This is a genomic window from Kitasatospora sp. NPDC038210 (assembly GCF_055600605.1).
In genome coordinates this window covers 155359-179952 of record NZ_JBVJYK010000013.1, presented here as the reverse complement: position 1 = coordinate 179952, position 24594 = coordinate 155359, and the positions used below count along the sequence as shown (strand labels likewise).

Genomic DNA, 24594 nt, shown 5'->3' with positions numbered 1-24594 from the left:
GGTCGACCCGACCGGTTGCGGGCTGCGGCGCCGAGCCGACTGTCTTCGATGCGGCGGGAGGCTGGGAGCTCTGGCGGGTCAGGTCAGGAACTCGGTGAGCCCGTGTCGATGACGATCATCTTTTCCAGCGTGTACCCGTCCAGGTCCGGATGGTGCCATTGCCGGCCGGCGCGGATGCGGTGGAAGCGGAAGGTCCCGTTGGTGGTGCCTGCGCTGACGATGCATCGGATCTGCAGTGGAGGTTCGGTCGAGCGGCCGAGGTGGCAGATGTGCAGGGCCAGCGTGAGGCCCTGGGTCAGTAGTAGCCGTTGACCGGCCTCGGCGATGACGGGCTCACCGTCAGCCAGGACGCCGACGGTCACGGGCACGAAGTCCTCAAGGTGGAAGCTGTTGACGCTGCACTCCCACGCGGTGAGGTCGATGAAGCCTCCGGGCCCGGTGTCGCGCAGGTGGCGGGCGGTGTCGGTCAGCACCGCGGCGTCTCCGTGGAGGGCGATGCCGTTGGCTATGAGATCACGGAGGCCGGCTGCCAGTTCCTGCGGTGGCCGGGTCGCTGCGAGTTCGGTCCCTGGGCCGAGGAGGGCTGCTGCCGCATCGTTCATCTGCACTGTGAGCACGGGGGAAAGGATCCCTCACAGGCACGGGGGGATGGCAGGCAGGGCGCTTCCACGGTCCTGGTGCCGGGTGAGTTCGCCTGTCTCGCTACCGTCAGTTCCCCGTGTTGTCCGGTCGAACGGTGACCTCAGGCGGGTGCCTGCTCGTCGGGGGTGCGGCGGGCCGTGGTGCCGCAGCAGGTGTGTGCACAACGCCGGCCGCTCCCGGATGGCCGCCGCGTTCCTGACCCATCTCGGCCGCGGCCGGGTCGTGGGCGACGTGCGCCCCGTCCGCGACCGGATCGAGCAGCGCATCCGCCACCTGCTCACCGGACTCTGCATCGAGCCCACCGCCTGACCGCCTCCGACGTCGGCCGTGGTCCGCCGCGCAGTGCGGAGTCGTCCCACGGCCTTCGCGCTGGTCGAGTGCGCTGGTCAGCCCTGGTGTGCCGGGAGCTTGAGCAGGTCGCGCATCGTGGCGGAGGGCATGTAGCAGCGGAGCAGGGAGAGGCCGATCCGGGGCAGATCGGCCTCGTCGCGGTAGAGGAGGAACATGGGTTCGTGGCGGGGCTGGAACTTCGCCTTGAAGGCGTGGAGCGAGCGGAAGCCGTAGTACGGCTCCATGGTGGCGCCCAGTTGGTCGAGGATCCGGTCGAGCACGGTGGGGGCCCCGGTGGTGTCGGTGCGGGCGAGTGGGGCGCCGGAGAGGGACAGGAAGCGGGCGCCGTCCTCGCGGAGGGTCAGGCAGCTGGAGGCGATCATGAACTCGACGACGGGCCGGAAGCCGTCGCGGCGGCGCATCATGTCGAGTGTCCAGCCGTGCGGGCTCCCGTCGCCGTCGTAGACCGGCATCCAGGACGTGACGCCGTGGATGTGGTCGTCGCCGTCCGTCGCGAGGCCGACCCGCATCCGCGGGTCCAGCGCCTCCTCCACCCCGCCGAGGGTGAAGCCCATCTCCGGCAGGCCCTTGTCGCCGACCCACTCCTCGGAGATCGCGCGGACCTGGGACTGGACCGGGCGGGGCTGTTCCGCGAGGGCGACGAGCCGGTACTCCACGCCGTCCTTCTTGGCCCGGTTCAGCGCGGTGCGCACGTCCTGCCAGGCCTTGCCGCGGAACTCCAGGTCGGGCAGGTCGATGATGGTGTCCTCGGCCACCTGGACGGAGCGCCAGCCCAGTCGACCGGTCGCCCCGGCGGCCTGCCCGGTGGCGGAGAACAGGCAGGGGACCAGTCCGGAGCGGTCGCACATGTCGGCGAAGCGGGCGATGGTGCGGGCACGGGTCGGCTCGGCGCCCACCGGGTCGCCGAGGGCGACGGCGACGCCGGCGTGCACCCGGTAGGCGAGGTAGCCCTCGTCCTCGTCGTCGGGGAAGAAGTAGGAGTTGTCACGCCAGGTGGTCATCCAGGAGAGGTTGCCGCCGCCGTGACGCAGCAGAAGGTCGGTGGCGCGCTCCTGGGGATCGGTGTCCGCGGTCCGGTCGAGAGCGCCCGCGGGGTGCGGGCGGGTGGCCGGGGCGTGCCCTCGTTCCCCGCGGCGCGGGCGTCTGGCCCGGAACGCCTCCCGGCCGGCGAGCAGGACGACGGCTTCGGCAGTCCACAGGACGGCCGCGGGCACGAAGACCGCCGCCCCCGTGACCGTGACCTCGGCGCCCACGATGTGGGCGACGACGTAGGCCACCGCCACGAACAGGCCCAGCAGGACGTTGGCCAGGCAGAGCGCCATGCTCCAGCGCCAGGCGGCCCGGCGCCCGCCGCGCAGCCCGTTGACCAGCAGGGCGATCAGCACCAGGGAGATCAGGAGTTGCCAGCCCGAGCCGCCCTGGCCCTCGGTGTTCCCGAGCGGACCGCGGCTCGGCGACAGCCAGACCACCGTCTGGATCGCCGCGATGACGATCAGCCCGGTGACCGCCAGCAGCCGCCACTCACGCCGGCTGAGCCGGCCCGAGGTCGGGGCCGCGCCGGGCACCTTCAGCCAGTGGGTCGCGATCAGCGCGCCCGTGACGGCGATCGCGTGCTCCACCTCGACGAGGCCGCCCACGTACAGCAGCCACACGACGACGTACGTGAGCAGGCCCATCCGCAGGCGTTGCCGCCACGGCGAGGGCAAGGCGGCGGAGGCCAGTGCTCCGGCGCACAGCGCGCCCGCGGAGAGGCCGACGTCGACGGCGCGCGCCTGCTCCTGGGCCCAGGCCCAGTCCGCGTGGCGCAGCACCAGGAACAGCAGGGCCGTCAGCAGCACTGCGCCGAGCTGGCCGACGATCGTCGCCGTCGAGGCCCACCGGGTGCCGAGGCGGGCCTCGGCGAGCCCGACGAGCAGCACGATCCCGAGGGTGACGAGCAGGTAGTCGGCGGGGGTCGCGCACAGCAGCGACCCGGTGACCAGCGTCCACCAGCGGCCGGCCTCGAACGAGGGCAGACCGTACGCCACGTCCGGGTACCAGGAGCGGTCGGACAGTGAGTGCCACAGGCCACCGAGGCTCAGACCCACCAGCAGGATGACCACGGCCGTTCCGGTGGTGAAGGGCAGCCGCCGAGCCGTCGAAGCCATCGCGGTCACTGCTGATCCGGTACGCCGCCACCGCGGGCTCGTGTCTGCGGGCACCTCGTACCTCCGTGCCGATGGTCCCGCCGGGGCTGGAGCGCGACCGGCAGCCCTTCACACAGCGTAGACCAATCCGGTTGGCCCAGCCCGGCGGGCGCCGCGCGCCGACATCGGCTACCGACGGTACGGACCGCGTCGCCCCGGTCACGGATCGGAGTGACGGGGGCAGCGAGCCGGGACAGGCGGCTCGTGCGGATCTTCCTGGACTGGTGGGGCGGCCGGCTGGTCCGGTAGGCGTCGAGTCTGACGATGTTGATCGCGGTGGCGGAGAAGGCGTGTTGGAGGCCGGCCTTGGGCAGCCCGCGGTAGCGGGCCTGCCGCAGGCCGGTGACGTCGAGGGCCTGGCCGATCGTGCCCTCGACTCCCGAGCGTAGGGCGTACTTGGCCTGCAAGGTGTCGGTCTTCTCCCACGGCCCGGGCCCCCGCGCAGGAGGCCCGGAGCCGGAAGTGCCAAGGCCAAGCTCGCCGAACAGCTGGTCCGGCAGGTGCGCTGACGAGTCACGGGCCGTCAGGGCACAGGTGGGTGTGGTCGGTCGCGTGGGCGCTGTACAGCGTCGGAACGTCCGGGTTGTCGACGGTGGTGAAGATGAAGTCGACTGTCACGCCGGGGAGTTCGGCAATAGTGGTCTGCATGGTGAACTGCGGGAGGGAGTGCGCCTCGCGGCGCCGTTCCCAGTGCACGTCGGCGGCGGCAAAGGCGGCCGAGAGCTCCGGGAAGCCGGGTGGACCCGGGAAGTCGCCGTACGCACCGGGCTCACCGACAGGGAGGGTGACGGTGTCGTACCACGTCCGGACGGACACCCGGTTGACGATCCAGCACCGGCAGACGTCGACCGACATGCACCCGTACTGGAACCACTGCGGCCACGGCAGGTGGTCGGCCTCGCGGCCCGACTGCTGGGGCTCTCCCCGAGCGGCGACCGGGAACGGCCCGAGCGGCCGAAAGCCCCCGAAATCCCCGGTTGCGCCGAACTGCGTCAGAAGGTCCAACAAGTCCACCGTCTCCATGCGTTCATGATGCCACCCGGGGTATCGTGCGAACTTCCGAGCGAAGAGAGCGGAAAGGTCCCAGCGAACAGACTCCGCTGTTCAGCTTGCTGGCGTGATCCGTTCCCGTTCCGCTTCCTTGTCGTGTGGCCGGTGGGGTGATGCGCATGTCGATGCGGCCTCAGGAACTGCCTGAGATCCCGGAGCTGACAGCGGCGGTGGCGGGCGCGGCGTCCTGCTCGCCGACCGTCCAGTGCTTCGACACCGAGGACAAGGAGGGCGCCCTCCCCTCCACGTCCTTCCCACCCCTGACCAGCGCCCAGGACCGCCAGGCCGTGCAGCGTCGAGAACACCAGCCGCCCCGCGGCCTGCTCGTCGTCGGTGCCGAGGTGGCGCGGAAATGGGTCGCCCGGTCGGGTGCGGTCGGGGCATGATCCACGCCTGTGACGATGTCGAACCACTCCCTGGTACGGGCGGCCGCCCGCAACAACGCCGAATGGTGTGCGGTGATGAGCCGATCGCACGGTTCGGTGGGCGCCTTCGAGGAGGAGGCGTGGGCTGCCGCGAGCCGCACACCCCTCTACTACCCCGACGCGGTGACGCTGCTGCCCGGGGCGGACGCGGCCGCGTTGGTCGCCAGGATCGACAACGCGGCCCCCGGGGCGTCGGTCAAGGACAGCTTCGCCGACCTCGATCTGACCGAGGCCGGCTTCCGGGTGCTGTTCGACGCGCAGTGGGTCCACCGCCCGGCGGGCGCGCCCATCACTGCGTCGGACCTCGCCTGGGAGGTGGTGGACAGCGCCGACGCCCTGCGCGCCTGGGCGCTCGCCTGGGACGACGGAGCCGGCGACGCGCACCTCTTCCGGCCCGAACTGCTCGACGACCCGGCCACCTTCGTGATCGCCGGACGGTCTCCCGACGGCCGGGTGGTGGCCGGTGCGGTGGCGAGCCGCAGCGACCGGGTGGTGGGCATCTCCAATGTCTTCGCCCTGGACGGGGGCGTCGACGCGGCCTGGCCGGTCGTGCTGGAGGCGGTCCACCGGCTGTTCCCCGCCCTGCCCCTGGTCGGTTACGAGGGTGACGACGATCTGGTGGCCGCCCTGCGGCACGGCTTCGAGGCGGTCGGTCCGCTGCGGGTCTGGATCGGTTCGGGCCGCGCCTGACCGCTGGGTTGCGCCTGACCGCGGGGCCGGGCCTGACCGCCGGGCCGGGCCTGAACGTCGGGCCGGGCCTGAACGTCGGGCCGCGGTCCCGTCCGGCCCCTGTCCCTCGATGCGGACCCGCCGTCGCACGAGCTCTGCTCGGGAGGTCCGACCGGCACGAGCTGTCCTGACGTGCGATCAGGCATGCGGAGCGGCCCTGTCCGCCGCCAGGCGGGTGAGCCACTCGCGCAGCAGGTGCTGCTCGGCCTCGCTCAGGACGTCGGCGTCGCTCAGGACGTCGGGGTCGTCGGGGAGAGCGGCGCGCAGCGCGCGGGCCGCCGCGGCGGGGCCGGCCTCCGCGGCGGGGACCGTCGGTTCGGCGCGGGTGACGGCGGCGACCATGGTCTCGCGGAGAGCGGTCAGCAGCGCCGGGTTGCGGCGTTCGGCCGGGGTGGAGTGCCAGGTGGTGACCGCGCCTCGGCCGGTGGCCTGGATGATCTGGGCGGCCAGCTCCTCGTCGACCCGCAGCCACCCCCCGGCCGCCAGTCGGCGCACCCGGCCGTGGAGGATTTCCAGGCCCGCGCGGTGTGCCGTGTCGGCCTCCCGGCCGGTGGCCCTGTCCATGACCGCGAACAGCTCGGGGCGGGAGATCCCGAACTCCACCACCACGTCCCAGCCGCGGCGCAGGTCCTCCACCGCGTTCCGCGGATCGGGGTCGAGCTGCGCCCGCTTGCTCTCCAGGAACTGCGCGTAGCCGTGCTCGGCGACAGCCTCAAGCAGCCCCTCCTTGTCGCCGAAGAGGCGGTAGATCGCGGGCGGTTGCATCCCGGCCGCGGCGGCGACCGCGCGGGTGCTCATCGCGTCCGGGCCGCCGTTCTCCAGTAGCTCGACGGCCGCCTCGACGATGCGGCGACGAGGGCTGTCGGTGGTGTCACGCGTAGACATGGATCGATGGTATCGGAGGTTTGATTCCACCGATATTCCGGTGTTACTGTCAAAATGATTCCACTGGAAACACCGTTGGGGGAACCAATGATCATCGTGACCGGAGCCACCGGAAAGCTCGGCCGCCGCACCGTCGAACGCCTCCTGGAACGCGTCCCCGCCGACCGCGTCGGCGTCAGCGTCCGCGACCCTCGCAAGGCCCAGGACCTCGCCGACCGCGGCGTTCGTGTCCGGCGGGGCAGCTTCGACGACCCCGCCTCGCTCGTGCACGCCTTCGAAGGGGCCGAGCAGGTGCTCCTCGTCTCCCTCGACCGCACGGCCGAGGAGTGCGTCAGCGGCCATCGCACCGCCATCGACGCAGCCGTGAAGGCCGGCGTCGGCCGCATCCTCTACACCAGCCAGACGGGCGCCGCCCACGACTCCCGATTCCAGGCATGCCGCGACCACGCCCGGACCGAGGACCTGCTGCGCGCCACCGGTCTGCCGTGGACCGCGCTGCGCAACGGCTTCTACACGGCCAGCGCCTTGCTGTTCCTGGAGTCCGCCCGCCACACCGGCGACATCGCCCTCCCCGCCGACGGTCCCGTCGCCTGGACCGGCCACAACGACCTCGCCGAGGCCACCGCGGCGATCCTCACCGCGGAGGAGGGCCGCTTCGAGGGGCCCACCCCGCCGCTCACCGGCGCGGCGACGCTCGACTTCAGCGCCATCGCCGAGATCGCGTCCCGGGCCGCCGGACGGTCCTTCGCCCGTACCGTCGTCCCCGACGACGCCTTCCGCGAGCAGGCACTGGCGCACGGCGCCCCGGCCCCGCTGGCCGACCTGATGGTGAGCATCTTCGCAGCAGCGCGGAACGGCGAGTTCTCCGCCGTCGACCCGACGCTGGCCGAGCTGATCGGGCGAGAGCCCGCCACCTTCGGCGCCCTGCTGACGCGTGCCTGGGCCGAATAGATCCCGAGGGAGCCGACGATGTCCACGCGTCCGCCGCGGGTGATGTCGGCGGGGGCCGGAAGACCGCCTCCTGTTGGCGAAGTCGAGGGGCGGTCTTCCGGGGTTTCCTCAGGGTGTGGGGAGCGTAGCCCCCGCCACTGACACTGCCACGTGACGTCCTGGTGCCGGACGATCCGCGCCGGCTCCAGGTCCGTGAACAGGCCGGGCGCCCCGAACCGGGCAGCCGGGCTGCGCCTGTGCCGGTTGGCCATCAGATGGGCGGGTAACCCGCAGTTATGGGCACTGGCACCGACATGACAGGCGGTGACGGCCTGCTCACCCCGGATGCGGGCGGCCGTCCGACCATCGGCGTCGAGGAGGAGTACCTGCTGCTCGACCCGGACAGCGGTCTGCCGCTGCCGCACGTCGACGCGGTGCAGGAGGAGGCCGGACTGCACCCCGCCGTGCACCGCACCGAGCTGCAGAACGAGCTGCTCCAGGCGCAGGTGGAGGTGGCCACCCCGGTCTGCCGGGACCTCGCCGAGGTCGGCGGCCATCTGCTGCGCCTGCGGCACGCGCTCGCGGCCGCCGCCGAGACGGCCGGCTGCCGGCTCGCCGCGTGCGGCACCGCCCCGTACGCCCCCTCCACGCCCCCGGCGATCGTCGACGCCCCGCGCTACCGCGCCATCAGGCAGAACATGTCGCGGCTGGCCGACGAGGCGCTCATCAACGGCATGCACGTGCACGTGGCCGTGCCCGACCCGCAGACGGGTGTCGAGGTGCTGAACCGCCTCCGGCCCTGGCTGCCGGTGCTGACTGCGCTGTCGGCCAACTCGCCGCTGTGGTACGGCTCCGACACCGGCTACGCGAGTTGGCGCACGGTGGTCTTCAGCCGCTGGCCGATCAGCGGGATCCCGCCGTACTTCACCGACGCGGAGGACTACGAGCGCCGCATCGGCCACCTGCTGGATGCCCGGCTGATCCGCGACCGGGGCCAGCTGTACTGGCAGGCCCGGCTCTCGGCGAAGTTCCCCACCGTCGAACTGCGCGCGATGGACGTCCAGTTGCGCGCCGACGAGGCGGTGATGCTGGCCGGGCTGGTGCGCGCGCTGGTCGTCACGGCGATGCGGGACGCGGCCGCCGGACGTCCCGCGCCGGAGCGGACGCCGGAGAGCCTGGACGGCGCGGGGTGGCACGCCGCCCGGTACGGAATGGACGGCACCCTGCACGATCCGGCGACGGGACTGTCCCGGCCGACCGGCGAACTCGTCGCCTCCATGCTGGCCGCGCTCGGTCCGGTCATGGACGAACTGGGTGACACCCGTGCGGTGGTCCCGCTGGTCGAGCGCCTGCTGGACGAGGGCAACGGCGCCGAACGCCAGCGTCGGCACCTGGCGGAACACGGGCGCTCCGGACTGATAGCGATGATCGCGGCGGAGAGCGCGGCGGCCTGAGCCCGGTGGCCGGAGCGTGACGGCGCGGCGACGTCCGGCCGCCCACCCTGGCCACCGGCGTGTCGCTCGTCCCGCCGAGCCGAACGGGTGTACCCGTACGGCTGGTCGGACCGGAGGGGTTGTCGCGACCAACCCCGCACCAGCACGGTGAAGGCAGGCCACCAGTGGGGGGAAGCGCAACCCGAGCAAGGAGTTCCTTCCCATGTCACGCAGGACGATCCTCGTCGTCGTCTCCGCCACCGTCCTGACCGCGGCTGCGGCTGCGGCTCCGTTCTGCTTCGCCGGCACCTCGGTCACGCTGCCGTTGGGCACCGGCGGCGCGGAGTGCGAGCTCGCCTGGAAGAAGGACGGCGTCACCTTCAGGGCCCTCACGCCCGGGAGCAGCCCGACGGCGTTTCGGCTGGTCGACGCGACCGGCACCGCCACCATCGACCTGGCCTCGGTCGGGAACCCCGTCGCGTTGGCGAACTCGGTCTACATCCGCGCGACGACGAAGGGCGGCTTCGCCCTCACCGACGCCGCCGGTCACTACGTCCAGATCTCGAACAGCGACGGCAGTCTCACCGGCGACACCACCTTCGTCGTCCAGACGACCGTGGATCCTGCCGGCACCCGCATGCCGGTCCTGAACGTCGCCGCCCGACCGAAGATCACCCCCGACGTGCGCTCCGTCGTCCCACCGCGGGTGAACCTGGACCTCTCCGACGCGCGCCTTTCGGTCCAACCCGAGTTCGCCGACGCCGTCAACGCGGCTTTCGGAGCCGGCTCCGTCGCACCCGGAGACCTTCTCGCCACGTGCGGTGGCACCGTCACGGCCTGAACGTCGCCTCCCGGGCGGGGTCGGAAAGTGTGGGGACCGCCGGCCGGGTCCGTGAGTTCCGGGCAGCGGCGAGGAAGGCCGCGTGGGCGACGACGCGGTCGATGCGCTGAGGACAGTAGGGCTCCTTCCCCGTCCACCGGTAGCAGTCGCAGACCCCGCCGGATTCCTGCCAGCGGGCGAGCCAGCGGGCGGCGCGGGCGAGGGCGGGGGCGGTGTCGGGAGTGCGGTGGGTCCGGAGGGCGAGGACGGCGTACCCGGTCTCGCCGGCGGTGGCGTGCTGGTGGGCGCCCCAGCCGCCGTCGGGTCGTTGGGCGCCCAGGAGGGCTTCGGCGCCACGCCGGGCGGCGGTGCCGGAGGGCAGGGCGAACATGACCTGGGCGGTGGTGTAGATCCAGGAGGTGTGCCACTTGTCGCCGCTCCAGCGGCCGTCCGCGTCCTGGCGCTCGCGCAGGAAGCGGTGGGCGGGGCCGGTGGGCCCGGCCGGGTCGGCGTGCGTCCGGGCGTGGAGGGCGTGGGCGGTGGTGGTCAGCGAGGGCTGGAGTTCGCCCGGGTAGGTGCGGTAGTGGTCGTCGTGGCGGAAGCGTTCGACCACGGCGGGGTCGCTGGGGCGGCCCGCGAGGGCGAGCGTGAGGTTCGCGGTGGCGGTGATGTCCCCGTCCGGCATGAAGTGCTCGCTCATGCCCAGGCCTGCGGGGGTGTGCGCCGCCTGGAGGACGTCGAGCTGGCGGGCGCACGAGGTCGCGAGGTGCGGGTGGTCGAGCAGGCCGGCCAGGGCCAGGGCGTGCAGGGCCCAGGTCCGTTCGAAGACGTCGATGGGCCAGACCGTGGGCAGGAGGGGCGGCCGGTTGGCGGTGGCCCGCGCGAGATAGGCGTGCAGGGTGTCGGCCGGGGCCTGGCGTCCGAGGTGGTGCACGGCGGCCGGGGCCCGGCGTTCGAGGTGGTGGAGGGCGGCCGCGGTGGCGGCCGGGCTGTGGCCGACGCCTCCGCTGCCGTCGACCGGTGGCGGAGGCGTGGCGCGGCCCCAGCCCTCCCAGGAGTGGACGGCCGCGGTGCCGGCGGCGTGCGGTGCGCCTTGAGCGATCAGCTTCCGACGCCGCTTGCCCAGGACGCGCAGCGCGTCGTACGGGGCGGTGGGCAGCGTGGGATGGGCGGTGCGGGCTTCGGCGAGGAGCGGAGGCAGGAGCAGTTCCAGCCCGACCGGGATGTCCTGGGGTACCGGTCCGTTCCATACCTGCGCGGCGTGCCGGTGCAGGAAGGCGATGCCGCCTTCGGTGGCCGGCCGGTCGGCGGGGTGGGGGGTGAGGGCGAGGACGGCCGCGAGCGTGGGAAGGTCGCGGGCGTGGGGGGTCAGCGGGTCGCCCCAGCCGCCGTCGGGCTGCTGCCGGGTGGTGAGCCAGTGGAGCATCTCGCCGGTGCGGGGGCGGTGCGGCAGGAGGGCCGCGGTGCGGGCGGTGTCGTAGACGGCGGGGGTGATGGCTCCGCCGCCGGCGCCGAGGTCGTCGACGAGGGCCCGCAGCCGGTGCAGGGCGTGGTCGTGGGCGGAGCCGCGGGCGCTCACGAGCCGGTTCCTCCGTCGGGGGCGGACTGCTGGCGGGAGGCGACCTGGTAGCGGGGGGTGGCGAGGTGCCAGGCGACGGCGTCCGCGGCGAGGCGTTCCACGTCGGCCAGGTGGGCGGCGAGCGCCGGGTGATCCAGGCCCAGGCGCGGCAGGGCCGCCTTGAGCTGCTGGTAGGCGGCCAGTTCCTTCGCGGCGGCGCGGGCGGTGGCGTCGACGCCCTGTTGCAGGGTCAGGCCCTTCTCGGCGCGCAGGACGAGCACGGTGTTGAGGGGGTGCCTCTCCCCGCGCAGTTCCTTGGCCAGGGAGTGCACGTCATTGGCCAGGACGTGGAAGTTGACCATCATGGCGCCCAGGGCCTCGACCACGGGGTGGCCCAGCAGGTGCGCGGGTACGGGCCGCTCGTGGATGAGCGGGTACAGCTCGTGCAGCGGGCGCACGCCCAGGACGACGGGCCGCAGGTGCCGGTACTCGGCCAGCGTGGGTGAGCGCCGGTGGCGTTGGAGGTCCGCCTCCCACAGGTGGGCGCCCAGGTAGTCGCTCAGTGCGGTGCGGAAGCGCCCGGTGTGCTCGGGCAGGCGGAAGGCGCGCAGGTCCCGGGCGAGGCGGGCGGTCAGCCGGGTGAGCGGCAGGTCGTCCGAGGTGACGGGCTCCCCGTCGAAGGCGGCCAGGACGCGGTCGTAGACGCGGGTGAGGGCGGCGGGGTCCTGGCGGGTGATCCAGTCCTCGTGCAGGCAGAACTGGGCGTAGTAGAGCATGGCCAGGCGCAGTCCGTGACGGGAGGTACCGGGGTAGAGCCGGCCGGTGAGGGGCCCGAGGCCGATGTCGGCGAGCCTGCGTCGCAGCCGGGCCGGGGCGTCGATGCCGTCCAGGAGTGCCAGGACGTCGTTCTCGGCCGTCTCGGCGTGCGGGTGCGGCTGGGCACCGAAGGTGGAGGGGAACGGACAGGGGATGTCCGGGAGGACGGGGAGGTCCTCGGTCATCGGCTCGGTTCCCCGGGAGTCCCGGCTCCTTGGGGTGGCGCCGCTCACCGGGCGTTCGCCCGCAACTGCAGGCCACGCGGCATCAGGAGGGCGCGGGGCCGCGGCGACGCCCTGGTGGAGGGGGTCAGTTGCCAGTTCCGGGTGATGACGGCGAGCCCGGTCACGACGCTCTCCACGCCCTGGCGGTCGCCGATGCACTTGCGGGCCCCGGCCCCGAAGGGGAGGAAGGCGGTACGGTCGGGCGGGCTGTCGCGCCAGCGCTCCGGGTCGAAGAGCTCGGGCCGGGGGTGGAGCTCGGGACGGCGGTGCAGGAGGTAGGGGCTGAGGGCGACGGCGGTGCCCGCGGGCAGCCGGGCGCCGCCGAGGTCCGTGCTCTCCTCCACCGAGCGGGTCAGGAGCCAGGCCGGCGGGTAGAGCCGCAGAGCCTCGGTCACCACGGCCCGGGTCAGGACGAGGCGGGGCAGGTGTTCCGGTGCGCAAGCGGTGTCGCCCACGACGGCATCGCACTCTGCACGCACACCCTCGGCGACCGCCGGATGCTCGGCCAGAAGGTGCAGCGACCAGGCCAGGGTGACGGCATTGGCCTCCACGCCCGCGTGCAGGAAGACCTGAACCTGGTCGACGATCTCCGTGTCGGACAACGTCTGCGCGCCGTGGCCGCCGGCCTCGGAGCCGGCGACGCCCAGGAGAGCGGAGAGCAGGTCCCCGTGGTCGCGCCGCTCCGCACGGCGGGCGCGGAGGATCGCGGCGACCTCGCGGCGAAGCCCGGCCGCGGCGTCCCGGTAGCGCCGGTTGGCAGGCAGCGGTAGCCGGTTGACGAGAGCGGGGCTGAAAGCGCGTCGGAAGATCCCGTCATCGAGGACGGCGAGCATTCGGCGGATCCGCTCGCCGGTGGCATCGGGCAGCGAGGTGCTGAACAGGCTCCCCAGGATGCCGCGGGTCGCGAACGCCACGGACTGGGCGATGACGTCGAGAACCTGCCCGTCGCGCCAGGACCCGGTCGTCTCCTGCGCGGCACTGACCGCTGCGGCGACGACGTTGGGCAGCCGGTCGGAGTGGAAGGACGGCTGGCACAGACGCCGCTGGCGCCGGTGGTCGCGGTGCGGGCACGTGACGAGCCCGTTGCCGAGGACCTCGCGGACCCGCTCGTACAGCGGACCGCCCTTGTCGAAGGTCCGGTCGTCCAGGAAGACCTGGCGGACCAGCTGCGGGTCGCAGACCAGGACCAGGGTGCTCGGCCCCAACCGCAGTCGCAGCAACGGCCGGTGACGGGGCAGTCCGTCCAGGAAGGCCAGCGGATCCCGCACCATGGCCGGGGTGTGCCCCAGCACCGGCCGGGCCCCCGGCGCCAACCGGATCGAAGCGAGCTCGGAGCGGACGTCGAACGCCATCACAGACCTTCCACCGAGGTGCGCGGGCGGCAAGCCTCCCGCGCACCCGCCCCCGACACGGGTGACGCCACTCCGTGCGTCACCCGTGCGAGTGAGGGTGCGGCGGGCTCGTCGCAGGTGGCCACCGGCCTCCCCGAGCGGCCGGGCCCCGCGCCGGCCGGCAGCCGGCCTGCGTCACACCCTGGTTGACCGGCGGTCAGGGACCGCTCCGGTCCGCTGCACGGCAAGGGCGGGGGAACGGGAGCGGGACGGCCGCCGTGCCCCTCACCAGGGCACTGCGCCGGCGTCCTCGAAGAACTGGCCGGTCGGGCCGCCGTCGGGCAGTGTTGCGAGCTTGACGGCAATCGCCGCGCCCTCTTCGGGGGTTCGCACCCCGCGGAAGCCGTTGAGGTCGGTCGCGACGTAGCCGGGGCAGCCGACGTTGATCAGGATGTTCGTACCGCTCAGCTCCCGGACGTACTGGAGTGTGACGGCGTTCAGGAACGTCTTCGACGGCGAGTACGCCGCTGCCACCGGGCCGATCGCCTGCTCGCCGTCGGCTCCGGACTGCCGGGTGAGGGAGCCGACGCTGCTGGACATGTTCACGATCCGCGGTGAGGCGGAGCGGTGCAGCAGCGGCAGCATCGCGTTGGTGACGCGGATGACGCCGATCACGTTGGTCTCCACGACTGTTCGGATCGTGGCGGGATCGACGCGGGTGGGTTCCTGCGGCATGCCGCCGGTGATGGCGGCGTTGTTGACGAGTACGTCGAGGTGCCCGGCACGGTCCTCGATCAGCCGTGCGGCAGCGGTCACGCTCGCGTCGTCGGTCACGTCCAGGGGCACGCCGAACGCGTCGACGCCGGCCGCGCGCAGTCGGTCCACCGCGGCCTGACGGCGCTGAGTGTCGCGGGCGCCGACGCCGACGCTCCAGCCGAGGGCGCCCAGGCCCGTGGCGATCTCGTAGCCGATTCCCTTGTTCGCGCCGGTCACCAGCGCGATCGTTCGTTCGCTCATGGGAACCATGCTGCTCCCGACCCCGGTCCGTGGTCCAAGACCGATCGGGTGGACACCGATACCGTCCGGGTATTGATCCGGGGTAGCGTGACCGCATGGAGACGCGGGAACTGCGGTACTTCGTCGCTGTCGCCGAGGAGCTGCACTTCGGGCGTGCCGCCCAGCGCCTCGGCATCGCACAGCCACCCCTGTCACGGGCGATCCAGCAGCTCGAACGGCGGCTCGGGGTACTGCTTCTGGACCGGACCAGCCGAACCGTCGCGCTGACCGAGGCCGGCGCGGTGCTGCTGGTCGAGGGCCGGGCGGCCCTGGGAGCGGTCGAGGCCGCCGAACGCCGGACCCGTCGCGCGGCCCTTTCCGCGACCGACGGCCCCGGCCTGATCCTGGTCACGAAGGCCAGCGCGTCCCGTGAACTGCTGGCGAACCTGCTCGACGCGTACGCCGCCGAACCCGGTGCGGTGCCCGTGGAGGTCATCCTGTGCGGACCGGCCGAGCAGGGGCGCTTCCTGCGCCAGGGCCAGGCCGATGTGGCGCTGCTGCACCGGCCGTTCGACTCGACGGCCGGGCTCCACGTCGAGGAGCTCGGCACGGAGGGCCAGGTGGTGGTCCTGCCGGCCGGGCATCCGCTCACCGCCCGGGCCCATGTGCACATGGCCGACATCACCGGGCTCCCGGGTCTGCCCCTGCCCCGTTGGCCCGACCCCGACGGCACCTACCCGCCCGGGCCCGGCCCCCAGGTCCGCGACCACGCACAGTTGTTGCAGCTCGTCGCGCTCGGCCGGGCCTGCTCGGTCGCACCGGAGTCGTGCCGGTCCCAACTGCACGATGACCTCGCTGCCGTGCCCGTGCTGGACGCGCCGAAGGTCACCACCGTGATCGCCTGGCCGCCGCACAGCCGGTCCAGGGCCGTCGCCGACCTCGTCCGGACCGCGACACGCCTCCAGTAGCACCACCGTCCGGTCGCTGATCCCCTGAAGACGATGCCGTCGGCATGACGGCCACCCCGCTCGCCGGGAGCCGGGGAGTCCCGGCGACATCCGGCTGTTCGCCCCTCGGCCGGGAATCGGCCGCTGGGGACCGTCTTCAAGCCCCCGTCGTCCGCCCGGAGGGCGGCGGGGCGGCGTTGGGGTGCGTGCATCGCAAGGCCGAGGATGGGGGCACCTCCCGGCCACTGGGGGAGCGTCGCCCCGCAGGCGGGGGTTTGAGGACGGTCCCTAGGGACGGGCGCCGCTCCAGGGGTCCCCCGGGACCCAGTTGCCGTGGAGGCCGAGGGGGATCCGCACCGGAAGGTGGACGCGGGCGACCGGCTCGCCCGTGAAGTCCCGGGCGGAGAGGATCACCAGATCCGCCGCGTCGCGCTCGGGGTCGTGCACGTAAGCCATCACATATCCGTCGTCCTCGGTGACGGGCGACTCCGCGGGGACGAACACGCCCTCGCCCACGGCCCCGAACCGGCCGAACTCGTGTGCCTCGGTCGTACCGCGTACCAGGTCGTGCTTGAGCAGCGCACTGCTGAACCCCTCGATCGGCCGCGGGTCGCCCGGACCGGTGGGCGGTGCGTAGAGCTCGACCGCGGCCGAGTACCCGTATCGGTGAGGGCGTCCGACGCAGAGGGAGTTGACCCGGGGAAACTCCTGGATGCGGTCGTCCAGCCGCTCTTCCCGGACCTTTCCGGCGACCAGGTCGACCCGCCAGCGGTCCAGGGTGGGACGGCTGGTGCCGAAGTCCCTGATGTTGAAGCCCTCGGGGTGCAGGACGATGTCGATGACCACGTCCGTGCCGTCCTCGTACGCGTTGAGCGTGTGCCCCACCAGGCTGGGGGCGACCTCGAACCAGCGCACCTCGCCGCCCGTTCGTGGCATCACACCCACCCGTGCCTGGTGGGATTCGTCCCAGACGAAGGGGACTCCGGTCGGCAGGTGAGCGGCGCTGAAGACCACCGGGGCGTCGAAGAGGACCACATGGTGTTCGGTCAGCGCGAAGTCGTGCATGTAGGGATTTCCGGGCGTACGGATCAGCGTGGTCCGCACCACCGTGCCGGATTCGTTCATCACGATGTGCTGGACGTGAGGCGAGCCGTACAGGAAGGCGAGCGAGTGCAGCTCCCGGGTGTGCGGGTCGAAGACGGAATGGGCATTGGAGCTGTAGCCCTCAGGAGTCGCTCCGAGATCGCAGGGGCCCACCGTGTCGAGGTCGTAGCCGAGTTCGTACGGGCGTATCCCGCCCTCCAACAGGGCGAACGTGCGGCCCGCGAGCCCCGCGACCTGGACGTTCGGCGCCATGTCCAGCCGCTCGTCGACGGGAGTCCCACGCCGTGGTTCCCCCAGCCGGTCGGCGACGGCCGATGAGCGCACCCAGCGGTTGCGGTACCATTCGGCACGGCCGTCGCGGATGCGGACGCCGTGCACCATGCCGGCACCGAGCGTCCAGATGTGGGCGGCGGGGTCCTCGATGCCGAGCGGGTTGGGGCCGTTCCGCAGATAGCGGCCGTTGAGGTGGGCCGGGATCCGGCCGGTGACCGGCAGGTCTAACGCAGTGACCTCCTCGGTGACCGGCGCGAAACTCCCCGACAGATAGCGGTTGATCGTCATGACGTCCGTCCTTGTCCCTGCTCGTCGGCGAGGAACGCCTGTCCCACCGCCGCCATCAGTGTGGTGAAGCGGCGAGCCGCGGCCTCCGGCGGGAAGTGGCCGGCGATCTCCAGGCTCACCGCCCCATGTGCCGCCGCCCAGAGAAGCTTCGAGATCTCGTGCGCGTCTCCCGGCCCGAACACGCCGGAATCGATGCATGCCTGAACGGCCGCCACGGAGGCGTCGAAGGCGCTCTCGGCCGCGCCCAGGGCTTCGGCACTCGGCCGGAAGCCGGGCATCGCCTGCTCGAACATCGCCCGGTAGTAGGCCGGTTCGGCCAGTGCGTGTGCACGGTAGGCGGCCGCGAGGTCGTTGAGGTGGGTCAACGGGTCTGGTGCCCGGGGGACTTGCTGCTGCACTCGCCGCAGGCGGGCGAACCCCTCCCGGTACAGCGCGTCGACCAGCCCTTCCTTGCCGCCGAACATGGTGTACAGGACCTTGGTCGAGGCGCCGATCCCGGTCGAGATCCGCCGCATCGTCAGCGCGGCGGGCCCCTCCGTGACCAGCAGGTCGATGGCGTGGTCGAGGATCACGGTGCGTACGGCTGCTTGGCCGGCGCGTTGAGCGTCCTGGTAGGGCGAGTTCACGGTAACACTGTAGCTCATGGGTAACGTTGTTACCCGCGCCTGGCCGGACAGGTCGGTGGTGACGGTGACGATCTCGCTGCCGGTCCCGGGCCCGGCCGGGTGGTGTGGATCTCGGTCGGGCCCGGTGTGGATCTTGGTTCGGGGTGGTCCCGCCCGACACCTACCGATTGGTACGTGTCACGATGCCGGGCACACCGCACGCAGCCGGCAGCGACGGGCCGGAGCGGCCGTGCCGTTTCCGGTGCACGCGCGAGTCGGCCTGCCCTCACCGGGAGGAACGCTGATGACCGACGAGGACCTGCCGACGCACCTGTGTCGTCTGGGACTGACGCGCCGTGAAGCGGAGGCCTACGCGGCGCTGCTCGCCGTCCGGTCCGGCGACGGCGACCAGCCGCCCCGGAATCCGGCCCGGAACCCGGGGCGTGACCGGGAAGCCCTCGGGGACCGTGGCCCGGACGGGGACCCGGCACTCGACGAGGATCTCGCACAGCTGCGCAGACTGGGCCTGGTCACCGTCTCGGAGACCGGGGGGCGTCGGCACGTGCCCGTAGAGCCCACCGTCGCGCTGGAGTTCCTGGCGCACAGCCGTGCCGCGGAGCTCCGCGAGGCCCAGCAGGCCGCCGTCAACGCCTATGGCGGGTACCGGCGTTCGGTCAGTCCCCAACCGACCGAGAACCTGGTCGAGGTCGTCACCGGCGACTCCATCGTGGAGCGCATCGAGACCATCGAAGCGGCCGCCGAGAGCGAGGTCCTGCGCTTCGACTCGCCGCCCTACCACACGAACCGGGCGGCCAACCCGATCCAGATCGAGAACCTCCGGCAGGGCGTGGCGTACCGGGTCGTGTACTCCAGGTCCGCCGTCCAGGACGCCGCCTACTACGCCGTCAACATCAAGCCGTGCATAGCCGCCGGGGAACAGGCCCGGATCCTGCCCACCGTCCCGGTGAAGCTCACCATCTTCGACGGCAGACTGGCCATCGTGTCGATGTCGTTCGTCGAGGCGGAGGTCAACGACTCCCTGCTGCTGGTCCGCCCGTCGAGCCTGTTGTCCGCGCTCACGGGGCTGTTCGAGGCGTCCTGGCGGACCGCGTTGCCGATGCACCTGAGCGGCCGCGTGCCGTCGGCACTCGCCCCGATCCACCGGCGCATCATCGAGCTGCTCGCCACCGGGGTCACCGACGAGACCATCGCCGAACTGCTGGGTGTCAGCCGCCGCACCCTCTCGCGCCACCTCGAACAGCTCAACTCCCGCGCCGGATCGGTCACCCGCTTCCAGATGGCGCTGCACGCGGCGCGCAACGGCTGGATCTGACCAGGTCGGGAGCGGTTCCGGTGGGTGTTCGCCCGCGCTCGCCGCGCGACCGGCCGTATCCGACCTTTGTGGCCACAACGCGCCAATGGCGGCAAGTGGCGCCTGGCGGAGCATTTCTGACGGTATTTCTAATGCCCACGGACCCCCACCGGCCGGAGCTCGAATCCTCCGCACCGTGCGGTGGGTGGGCCCGTTCCCCGGGATTCGATCGTACCCACGACCGGGCCGGGTGAACGGCTTCGCCCGGCACCACCACTTCCCTGACCCCACAGCAGGAGAACGTCCATGCTCCAGAAGTTCGCCCCCGGCGCCCGCATGGCGGTCGACGTCGCCGCGCTCGTCCCGGCCGAGGCCCAGGCCTCCACCACCTCGCTGCCCGGCGAGAAGCCGTGGGAGCCCGACGTGAGCGGCGTCGCGAAGAACCTCCCGTCGTACCTCGACGGGACGCACTGACGCCCTCCGGGGGCACCGTGGCCGGTCCGTTCGCCGACCGTGCCCCGCGGGCCGGGCGCGGCGGGGCCTCTGCTGACCGGTCGTAGAGGCCCGGGCCTCCGTCGTCGCGATCACGCCCCTACTTCACAACGCCCCGGGGCCGCGCAACCCGACGCGCCGTACCGCCACCCGGGCCGCGCACGCCGTCCCGTCTGCCGTCCCGCCCGCCGTCCCACCCGCGCGCCGCAGGCCGGATGAGCCCGACCGTCATGGATCCGCTCGGACGGCGACAGCCTCCGCGTCGTCGGCCGGCACGCGTCCCCCGTCCACGTTCCCGAACCGGCGAACCCTCGCCGCACTCCCCCAAGGGGTTACCGTGTCCCTGTACCGCACCCGTCGCACCCGCCGTCACGCCCGCAGGACGAAGCCGACGGCCGTGATCGTCGCGGCCACCGTCGTCGCCGCCGCGGCCGCCGCCGTGGTGATCAGCCCGGCGAACGCCGCCCCGCACGCCTCCGACGGGGCGCCGACGGCTGCAGAACCCATAGCCGGCCGCTACCTGGTGGTGTTCAAGGACGGCGCGGTGGCGTCCTCGGACGTCCCCCGGGGAGCCGCCGCAGAAGCCGGCCGGGCGGCCACCGGCCAAGGTGCGCAGGCCGCGCAGACGTCGGCCGCCTCCGTCGCCGGCCGGCTGGCGAACGCCCATGGCGGCTCCGTCCGCACCGTCTTCGGCACGGCGCTGCAGGGCTACGTCGCCGAGATGACACCGGCCCAGGCGAAGTCGGTGGCGTCGGACCCGGCGGTCGAGTCCGTGGAGCAGGACAGCGTCCGGCACTCGGGGTCGGCTCCGGAAGCCACCCGGGCGTCCTCGGTGGCCAGTTGGGGACTGGACCGGATCGACCAGCGCAACCTGCCGCTGGACAACAGCTACACCGCGCCGAACACCGCCTCCAACGTCACCGTCTACCTGGTCGACAGCGGACTGCGCACCACGCACACCCAGTTCGGCGGGCGGGCCGTCATCGGGGTGGACCTGGTCGGCGACGGCCGCAACGGCGCCGACTGCATCGGGCACGGCACCCACGTCGCGGGCACCATCGGCGGCAGCGACTACGGCGTGGCCAAGGGCGTGAAGCTGGTCTCCGTCCGCGTCACCCCCTGCAACGACTCCATCCCCACCTCGGCCATCGTGTCCGCCGCCGACTGGATCACCGAGCACGCCGTCAAGCCGGCCGTGGTCAACATGAGCATCAACGGCGGCGTCAGCGCCGCCGAGGACAAGGCGATCCGCAACTCCATCGCCTCCGGGGTCACCTGGGTGGTCTCCTCCGGCAACGGCAACGCCGACGCGTGCAGGAACTCGCCCGGTGACATCGGCGAGGCCATCGTGGTGAACAACTCCACCTCCGACGACCAGCGCCGCTCGGACTCCGACTGGGGCACGTGCACCGACCTGTTCGCCCCCGGCACCGGCATCACCTCGGCCTGGAACACCGGCGACAACGACAGCCACAAGCTGACGGGCACCTCGATGGCGGCACCGCACGTGACCGGCGCCGCCGCCCTCTACCTGTCGGCCCACCCCACGGCCACCCCCGCCCAGGTCCAGGACGCACTGATCAAGGCCGCCACCCCCGGCAAGATCGGCAACGCCGGGACCGGCACCCCCAACCGGCTCCTCTACGTCGGCGGGCTGGGAAACGCCGCCAGGTAGCCGGAGCCGTCGATGACCACGGCTCGGGGCCCCTGAAGCAACCGCCCCCGCCGTAGCCCGGGCCGGAACCGGCAATCCGGGTGTCCCGTTCCCCGTCCGTCCAGGGCGCAGGGACACGACGCTCCGGTACCGGCCGCCTTCCCACCTCCCCAGACAGGAGACACACATGTCCGCCGTCACCCCCCGTCGTCACCGCCGTTCCCGGAAGAAGCTCCTGCTCGCCGTCGCCCTGCCGACGGCCCTGGCGGCGGGCACCGCCGCCGCCACGGTGAGCACCGGTTCCGCCTCCGCGGCGGTGGCCGTGCCCAAGCCGGACCACGTCGTCGTCGTCATGATGGAGAACCACGCCTACAAGCAGATCATCGGCAGCACGGACGCGCCGTACCTGAACTCGCTCGCGACGGGCGGCGCGGTCCTCAAGGCCTCCTACGGCATCACCCACCCCAGCCAGCCCAACTACTTCGCCGTCTTCTCCGGCAGCACCCAGGGCATCACCAGCGACGACTGCTACAAGGTCGGCTCCATGTCAGCCGCCAACCTGGCATCCGAGCTGACCGCGGCCGGGAAGACCTGGGGCAGCTACAACGAGTCGCTGCCCAGCGAGGGCTCCACCACCTGCAAGAGCGGCAACTACGCCCAGAAGCACAACCCCTGGTTCGCGTTCAAGAACGTGCCGACCAGCACCGGCCACACCTTCGGCCAGTTCCCCACGGACTTCACCAAGCTGCCGACGGTCTCCTTCGTCACCCCCAACCTCTGCAGCGACATGCACAACTGCTCGGTGGGCACCGGCGACAGCTGGATCAAGAACAACCTCGGCGCGTACGCCTCCTGGGCCAAGACCCACAACAGCCTGCTGGTCATCACCTACGACGAGGACGACAAGCAGAGCGGCAACCAGATCCCCACCGTGCTGTACGGACAGCCCGTCAAGGCCGGCAGCGCGCCGACCGCCAAGTACAACCACTACGACATGCTCCGCACCCTGGAGGACCTCGCCGGGGTCGGCAAGCACGCCGGCAAGGCCGCCGACGCCACCGACATCGCCGGCGTCTGGAGCTGACGCGTGTACCTCGCGGACAGCCGCCGCCCCGCGGCGTCCGCCGCCGCCCCGGCCCCCGGGCCGGGGCGGTCCGCGCGGATCGCCCCCACCGTCCTGGCCCTCGGCACGGTCAGCCTGATCACCGACGTCTCCTCCGAGATGGTCACCGCCGTCCTTCCGCTCTACCTCGTCACCGCGCTCGGCGTCACCCCGCTCGGCTTCGGCCTGCTGGACGGCGTCTTCAACGGCGCCTCCGCCGTCCTGCGGCTGCTCGGCGGCTTCCTCGGCGACCGCGGCGGCGGACGCCACAAGGCCGTCGCCGCCGCCGGCTACGGCCTCTCCGCGCTCTGCCGCCCCGCGCTCCTCCTCGTCCGCACGGCGCCGCTGATCGGCCTCGTCCTCGCCGTCGACCGGGTGGGCAAGGGACTGCGCACCGCGCCCCGCGACGCCATGATCTCCCTCGCCACCCCGCCCGAGCACCGCGGCCGCGCCTTCGGCGTCCACCGGGCGATGGACACCGTCGGCGCCCTGAGCGGCCCCCTCCTCGCGTTCCTCCTCCTGCGCGGCGCCCCCGGCGGTTTCCACGCCGTGTTCCTCGTCAGCTCGTACGTCGCCGCCCTCGGCGTGCTGGTCCTGGTCCTCCTCGTCCCCGGCCGCAGCCTGCGCCCGGCGCCGCGGGCCGTCGTGGCACGGCTGCGCCTGCGCGAGCTGCTCCGCCTCCCGGCGCTGCGCAGGATCACCGCGGGCGCCGCCCTCCTCGGCCTCGCCACGGTCAGCGACTCCTTCGTCTACCTGCTGCTCCAGCGCCGACTCGACCTCCCCGCCTCCTGGTTCCCGCTGCTGCCGCTCGGGACCGCCGCCGTCTACCTGCTGGCCGCCGTCCCGGTCGGTGCGTTCGCCGACCGGATCGGGCGTCGGCGCCTGTTCGTCCTGGGGCACGGCGCCCTGCTGGCCGGCTACGGCCTGCTGCTCGCCCGGCCGGGCGGCGGCGCGGTCCTCGCCGTCGTCGTCCTCGCCCTGCACGGCCTCTTCTACGCCGCCACGGACGGCGTCCTGGCCGCTGCCGCGGCGAGCGCCGTACCCGCAGGACGGCGCGGCGCGGGCCTCGCCCTGGTCGGCACCGGTCAGGCGGCCGGCCGCTTCGCCTGCTCGATCGCGGTCGGCGCGCTCTGGAGCCGCTGGGGCGACACCGTCGCCCTGACCGCGATGGCCGCGGCCCTCACCGCCGCCGTCGCGGTCGCCACCCGCCTGGTGGGCCGGGCCGCCGAGGGCGGGGCGCATCCGGCCGACTGACCACCCGCCCTGCTCCTCGTCCGCCTCTTGCCCGCCCCGCCCACCTTCCGCCCGTTCGCCGGTTGCCCGTCGAAGAACCCTGTCGAAGAGGACCCGTACATGACTTTCGGCCGCCGTCTCCTCGTCTTGTGCACCGCCGCCGCCGTCCTCGCAGCGGTCGGCGTGTGGACCGTCCTGCACGCCGGTGACCAGGCCCGGGGCGCGGGCCGGACGGGCGACGGGCCGCCGGCCCGGGCGGGCGCCGTCAGCCTGGGCCCGCACGGCGACGGGGCCCGGCTGGTGTTCCGCAGCATGACCTGGGGCACCCAGCGCGACCACCTCGCCGCGGTCCCCCTCGGCGATCCCCGGGGCACCCGGACGGTGGCGACGCCCGCTTGCCTGCGCTTCCACGCCGCCGCCGGTACCGGGATCTGCCTCCAGGCCGTCCACGGCGTCCTGGCGGACACCTACCGCGCGGTCGTCCTCGACGCCGACCTGCACGAGCGCCGCCACTACGACCTCGCCGGCATCCCCACCCGGTCGCGGGTGGCCCCCTCGGGCAACCTCGTCGCCTGGACGGTCTTCGTCGGCGGCGACTCCTACGCCGGCACCGACTTCTCCACCCGGACCTCGATCCTGGACACCCGGACCTGGACCCTCCAGGAGGACCTGGAGACCTACGCCGTCACCCTGGACGGAAAGCCCTACCGGGCCGCCGACACCAACATCTGGGGCGTCACCTTCGCCGACGACGAGCACTTCTACGCCACCCTCGCCACGGGCGGACGGACCCACCTGGTGGCGGGGGACGCCGTCCGGCACACCCTCACCGCACTGCACGACAACGTCGAGTGCCCGTCCCTGTCGCCGGACGGCACCCGCGTCGCCTACAAGAAGCGCGTCCCCGGCCTGAGCGACGACGCGCCCTGGCGGCTCTACGTCCTCGACTTGACGACCATGGCCGAGACCGCGACCGCCGAGGACCGCTCCCTCGACGACCAGGCCCTGTGGCTCGACGACCGCACACTCACCTACTCCCTCCCCAGCGACGACGGCAGCGACCTGTGGACCGTCCCCGCCGACGGCACCGGCACCCCGACCGTGCTCGCCCCCGCAGCCCTCGCCCCCGCCGTCGTGCGGTGACGAACCGACCGGAGCCGCCGCCACCCGATGCGCGCCGTCCGTGCCCTGCGTGGCGGGGCGCCGGG

Annotated in this window: 24 protein-coding genes; 13 read left to right on the top strand and 11 right to left on the bottom strand. The window is 72.9% G+C overall.

Annotated features, from left to right (window positions below; all coding sequences use genetic code 11):
• Nucleotides 1-83: 83 nt before the first annotated feature.
• Nucleotides 84-617 (bottom strand): hypothetical protein, encoded by a 534-nt coding sequence (locus ACZ7KX_RS25985; protein WP_470328558.1) that lies wholly within the window; start codon nucleotides 615-617, stop codon nucleotides 84-86.
• Between the two features lie 181 nt (nucleotides 618-798).
• On the opposite strand from ACZ7KX_RS25985, the gene ACZ7KX_RS25980 reads away from it, so the two are divergent.
• Nucleotides 799-951, top strand: a complete 153-nt coding sequence (locus ACZ7KX_RS25980; protein ID WP_470328557.1) for a hypothetical protein — start codon at nucleotides 799-801, stop codon at nucleotides 949-951.
• A gap of 77 nt (nucleotides 952-1028) precedes the next feature.
• Here ACZ7KX_RS25980 and ACZ7KX_RS25975 read toward each other — a convergent pair whose 3' ends face one another.
• The 3 genes from ACZ7KX_RS25975 to ACZ7KX_RS25965 all read right to left on the bottom strand — a co-directional run bounded on the left by ACZ7KX_RS25975 (nucleotide 1029) and on the right by ACZ7KX_RS25965 (nucleotide 4202).
• A complete protein-coding gene (locus ACZ7KX_RS25975; RefSeq protein WP_470328556.1) occupies nucleotides 1029-3140 on the bottom strand; it encodes a bifunctional lysylphosphatidylglycerol flippase/synthetase MprF in 2112 nt (703 codons plus the stop codon).
• Nucleotides 3141-3145: 5 nt separating this feature from the next.
• Nucleotides 3146-3586 (bottom strand): transposase, encoded by a 441-nt coding sequence (locus ACZ7KX_RS25970; protein ID WP_470328555.1) that lies wholly within the window; start codon nucleotides 3584-3586, stop codon nucleotides 3146-3148.
• A gap of 106 nt (nucleotides 3587-3692) precedes the next feature.
• Entirely contained in the window at nucleotides 3693-4202 is a 510-nt protein-coding gene (locus ACZ7KX_RS25965; protein ID WP_470328554.1) for a hypothetical protein, read from the bottom strand.
• Nucleotides 4203-4348: 146 nt separating this feature from the next.
• Between ACZ7KX_RS25965 and ACZ7KX_RS25960 the strand changes: the two genes are divergently transcribed.
• Both ACZ7KX_RS25960 and ACZ7KX_RS25955 read left to right on the top strand, forming a co-directional pair.
• Complete coding sequence (locus ACZ7KX_RS25960) at nucleotides 4349-4615, top strand: hypothetical protein (protein ID WP_470328553.1); 267 nt, start codon at nucleotides 4349-4351, stop codon at nucleotides 4613-4615.
• A 15-nt stretch (nucleotides 4616-4630) separates the two neighbouring features.
• Entirely contained in the window at nucleotides 4631-5344 is a 714-nt protein-coding gene (locus tag ACZ7KX_RS25955; protein ID WP_470328552.1) for a hypothetical protein, read from the top strand.
• Nucleotides 5345-5521: 177 nt separating this feature from the next.
• On the opposite strand, the gene ACZ7KX_RS25950 is transcribed toward ACZ7KX_RS25955, so the two are convergent.
• The gene (locus tag ACZ7KX_RS25950) at nucleotides 5522-6268 is read right to left on the bottom strand and encodes a TetR/AcrR family transcriptional regulator (RefSeq protein ID WP_470328551.1); all 747 of its coding nucleotides are present in this window, start codon (nucleotides 6266-6268) and stop codon (nucleotides 5522-5524) included.
• Between the two features lie 87 nt (nucleotides 6269-6355).
• Between ACZ7KX_RS25950 and ACZ7KX_RS25945 the strand changes: the two genes are divergently transcribed.
• The 3 genes from ACZ7KX_RS25945 (at nucleotide 6356) to ACZ7KX_RS25935 (ending at nucleotide 9472) form a co-directional block, all read left to right on the top strand.
• Nucleotides 6356-7219, top strand: coding sequence for an SDR family oxidoreductase (locus tag ACZ7KX_RS25945; RefSeq protein WP_470328550.1), 864 nt, complete (start codon nucleotides 6356-6358; stop codon nucleotides 7217-7219).
• A gap of 275 nt (nucleotides 7220-7494) precedes the next feature.
• On the top strand, nucleotides 7495-8652 hold the full coding sequence (locus ACZ7KX_RS25940; protein WP_470328549.1) for a carboxylate-amine ligase: 1158 nt from the start codon (nucleotides 7495-7497) through the stop codon (nucleotides 8650-8652).
• A gap of 202 nt (nucleotides 8653-8854) precedes the next feature.
• Entirely contained in the window at nucleotides 8855-9472 is a 618-nt protein-coding gene (locus tag ACZ7KX_RS25935) for a hypothetical protein (protein WP_470328548.1), read from the top strand.
• Here ACZ7KX_RS25935 and ACZ7KX_RS25930 read toward each other — a convergent pair.
• The 4 genes from ACZ7KX_RS25930 to ACZ7KX_RS25915 all read right to left on the bottom strand — a co-directional run bounded on the left by ACZ7KX_RS25930 (nucleotide 9462) and on the right by ACZ7KX_RS25915 (nucleotide 14397).
• Nucleotides 9462-11030, bottom strand: a complete 1569-nt coding sequence (locus tag ACZ7KX_RS25930; RefSeq protein ID WP_470328547.1) for a hypothetical protein — start codon at nucleotides 11028-11030, stop codon at nucleotides 9462-9464. The genes ACZ7KX_RS25935 and ACZ7KX_RS25930 overlap by 11 nt on opposite strands.
• On the bottom strand, nucleotides 11027-12010 hold the full coding sequence (locus ACZ7KX_RS25925) for a terpene synthase family protein (protein ID WP_470328546.1): 984 nt from the start codon (nucleotides 12008-12010) through the stop codon (nucleotides 11027-11029). The genes ACZ7KX_RS25930 and ACZ7KX_RS25925 overlap by 4 nt, the downstream gene beginning before the upstream one ends.
• Before the next feature lie 44 nt (nucleotides 12011-12054).
• Nucleotides 12055-13401, bottom strand: a complete 1347-nt coding sequence (locus ACZ7KX_RS25920; RefSeq protein WP_470328545.1) for a cytochrome P450 — start codon at nucleotides 13399-13401, stop codon at nucleotides 12055-12057.
• Nucleotides 13402-13665: 264 nt separating this feature from the next.
• On the bottom strand, nucleotides 13666-14397 hold the full coding sequence (locus tag ACZ7KX_RS25915) for an SDR family oxidoreductase (RefSeq protein ID WP_470328544.1): 732 nt from the start codon (nucleotides 14395-14397) through the stop codon (nucleotides 13666-13668).
• A gap of 95 nt (nucleotides 14398-14492) precedes the next feature.
• Between ACZ7KX_RS25915 and ACZ7KX_RS25910 the strand changes: the two genes are divergently transcribed.
• Nucleotides 14493-15344 carry a LysR family transcriptional regulator gene (locus ACZ7KX_RS25910; RefSeq protein WP_470328543.1) on the top strand — a complete coding sequence of 284 codons (852 nt, stop codon included), beginning with the start codon at nucleotides 14493-14495 and terminating at the stop codon, nucleotides 15342-15344.
• A 267-nt stretch (nucleotides 15345-15611) separates the two neighbouring features.
• On the opposite strand, the gene ACZ7KX_RS25905 is transcribed toward ACZ7KX_RS25910, so the two are convergent.
• Nucleotides 15612-16988 carry a carotenoid oxygenase family protein gene (locus tag ACZ7KX_RS25905; protein WP_470328542.1) on the bottom strand — a complete coding sequence of 459 codons (1377 nt, stop codon included), beginning with the start codon at nucleotides 16986-16988 and terminating at the stop codon, nucleotides 15612-15614.
• Entirely contained in the window at nucleotides 16985-17614 is a 630-nt protein-coding gene (locus ACZ7KX_RS25900) for a TetR/AcrR family transcriptional regulator (protein ID WP_470328541.1), read from the bottom strand. The genes ACZ7KX_RS25905 and ACZ7KX_RS25900 overlap by 4 nt, the downstream gene beginning before the upstream one ends.
• Nucleotides 17615-17897: 283 nt before the next feature.
• Between ACZ7KX_RS25900 and ACZ7KX_RS25895 the strand changes: the two genes are divergently transcribed.
• The 6 genes from ACZ7KX_RS25895 to ACZ7KX_RS25870 all read left to right on the top strand — a co-directional run bounded on the left by ACZ7KX_RS25895 (nucleotide 17898) and on the right by ACZ7KX_RS25870 (nucleotide 24529).
• Entirely contained in the window at nucleotides 17898-18926 is a 1029-nt protein-coding gene (locus tag ACZ7KX_RS25895) for a helix-turn-helix domain-containing protein (protein WP_470328540.1), read from the top strand.
• A gap of 285 nt (nucleotides 18927-19211) precedes the next feature.
• Nucleotides 19212-19379 (top strand): hypothetical protein, encoded by a 168-nt coding sequence (locus ACZ7KX_RS25890; protein ID WP_470328539.1) that lies wholly within the window; start codon nucleotides 19212-19214, stop codon nucleotides 19377-19379.
• A 355-nt stretch (nucleotides 19380-19734) separates the two neighbouring features.
• Nucleotides 19735-21072 (top strand): S8 family peptidase, encoded by a 1338-nt coding sequence (locus tag ACZ7KX_RS25885; RefSeq protein ID WP_470328538.1) that lies wholly within the window; start codon nucleotides 19735-19737, stop codon nucleotides 21070-21072.
• Nucleotides 21073-21238: 166 nt separating this feature from the next.
• Nucleotides 21239-22135, top strand: a complete 897-nt coding sequence (locus ACZ7KX_RS25880; protein WP_470328537.1) for an alkaline phosphatase family protein — start codon at nucleotides 21239-21241, stop codon at nucleotides 22133-22135.
• Nucleotides 22136-22138: 3 nt separating this feature from the next.
• Nucleotides 22139-23407, top strand: coding sequence for an MFS transporter (locus ACZ7KX_RS25875; RefSeq protein ID WP_470328536.1), 1269 nt, complete (start codon nucleotides 22139-22141; stop codon nucleotides 23405-23407).
• 99 nt (nucleotides 23408-23506) lie between these two features.
• A complete protein-coding gene (locus ACZ7KX_RS25870; protein WP_470328535.1) occupies nucleotides 23507-24529 on the top strand; it encodes a TolB-like translocation protein in 1023 nt (340 codons plus the stop codon).
• The last annotated feature ends 65 nt before the right edge of the window (nucleotides 24530-24594 follow it).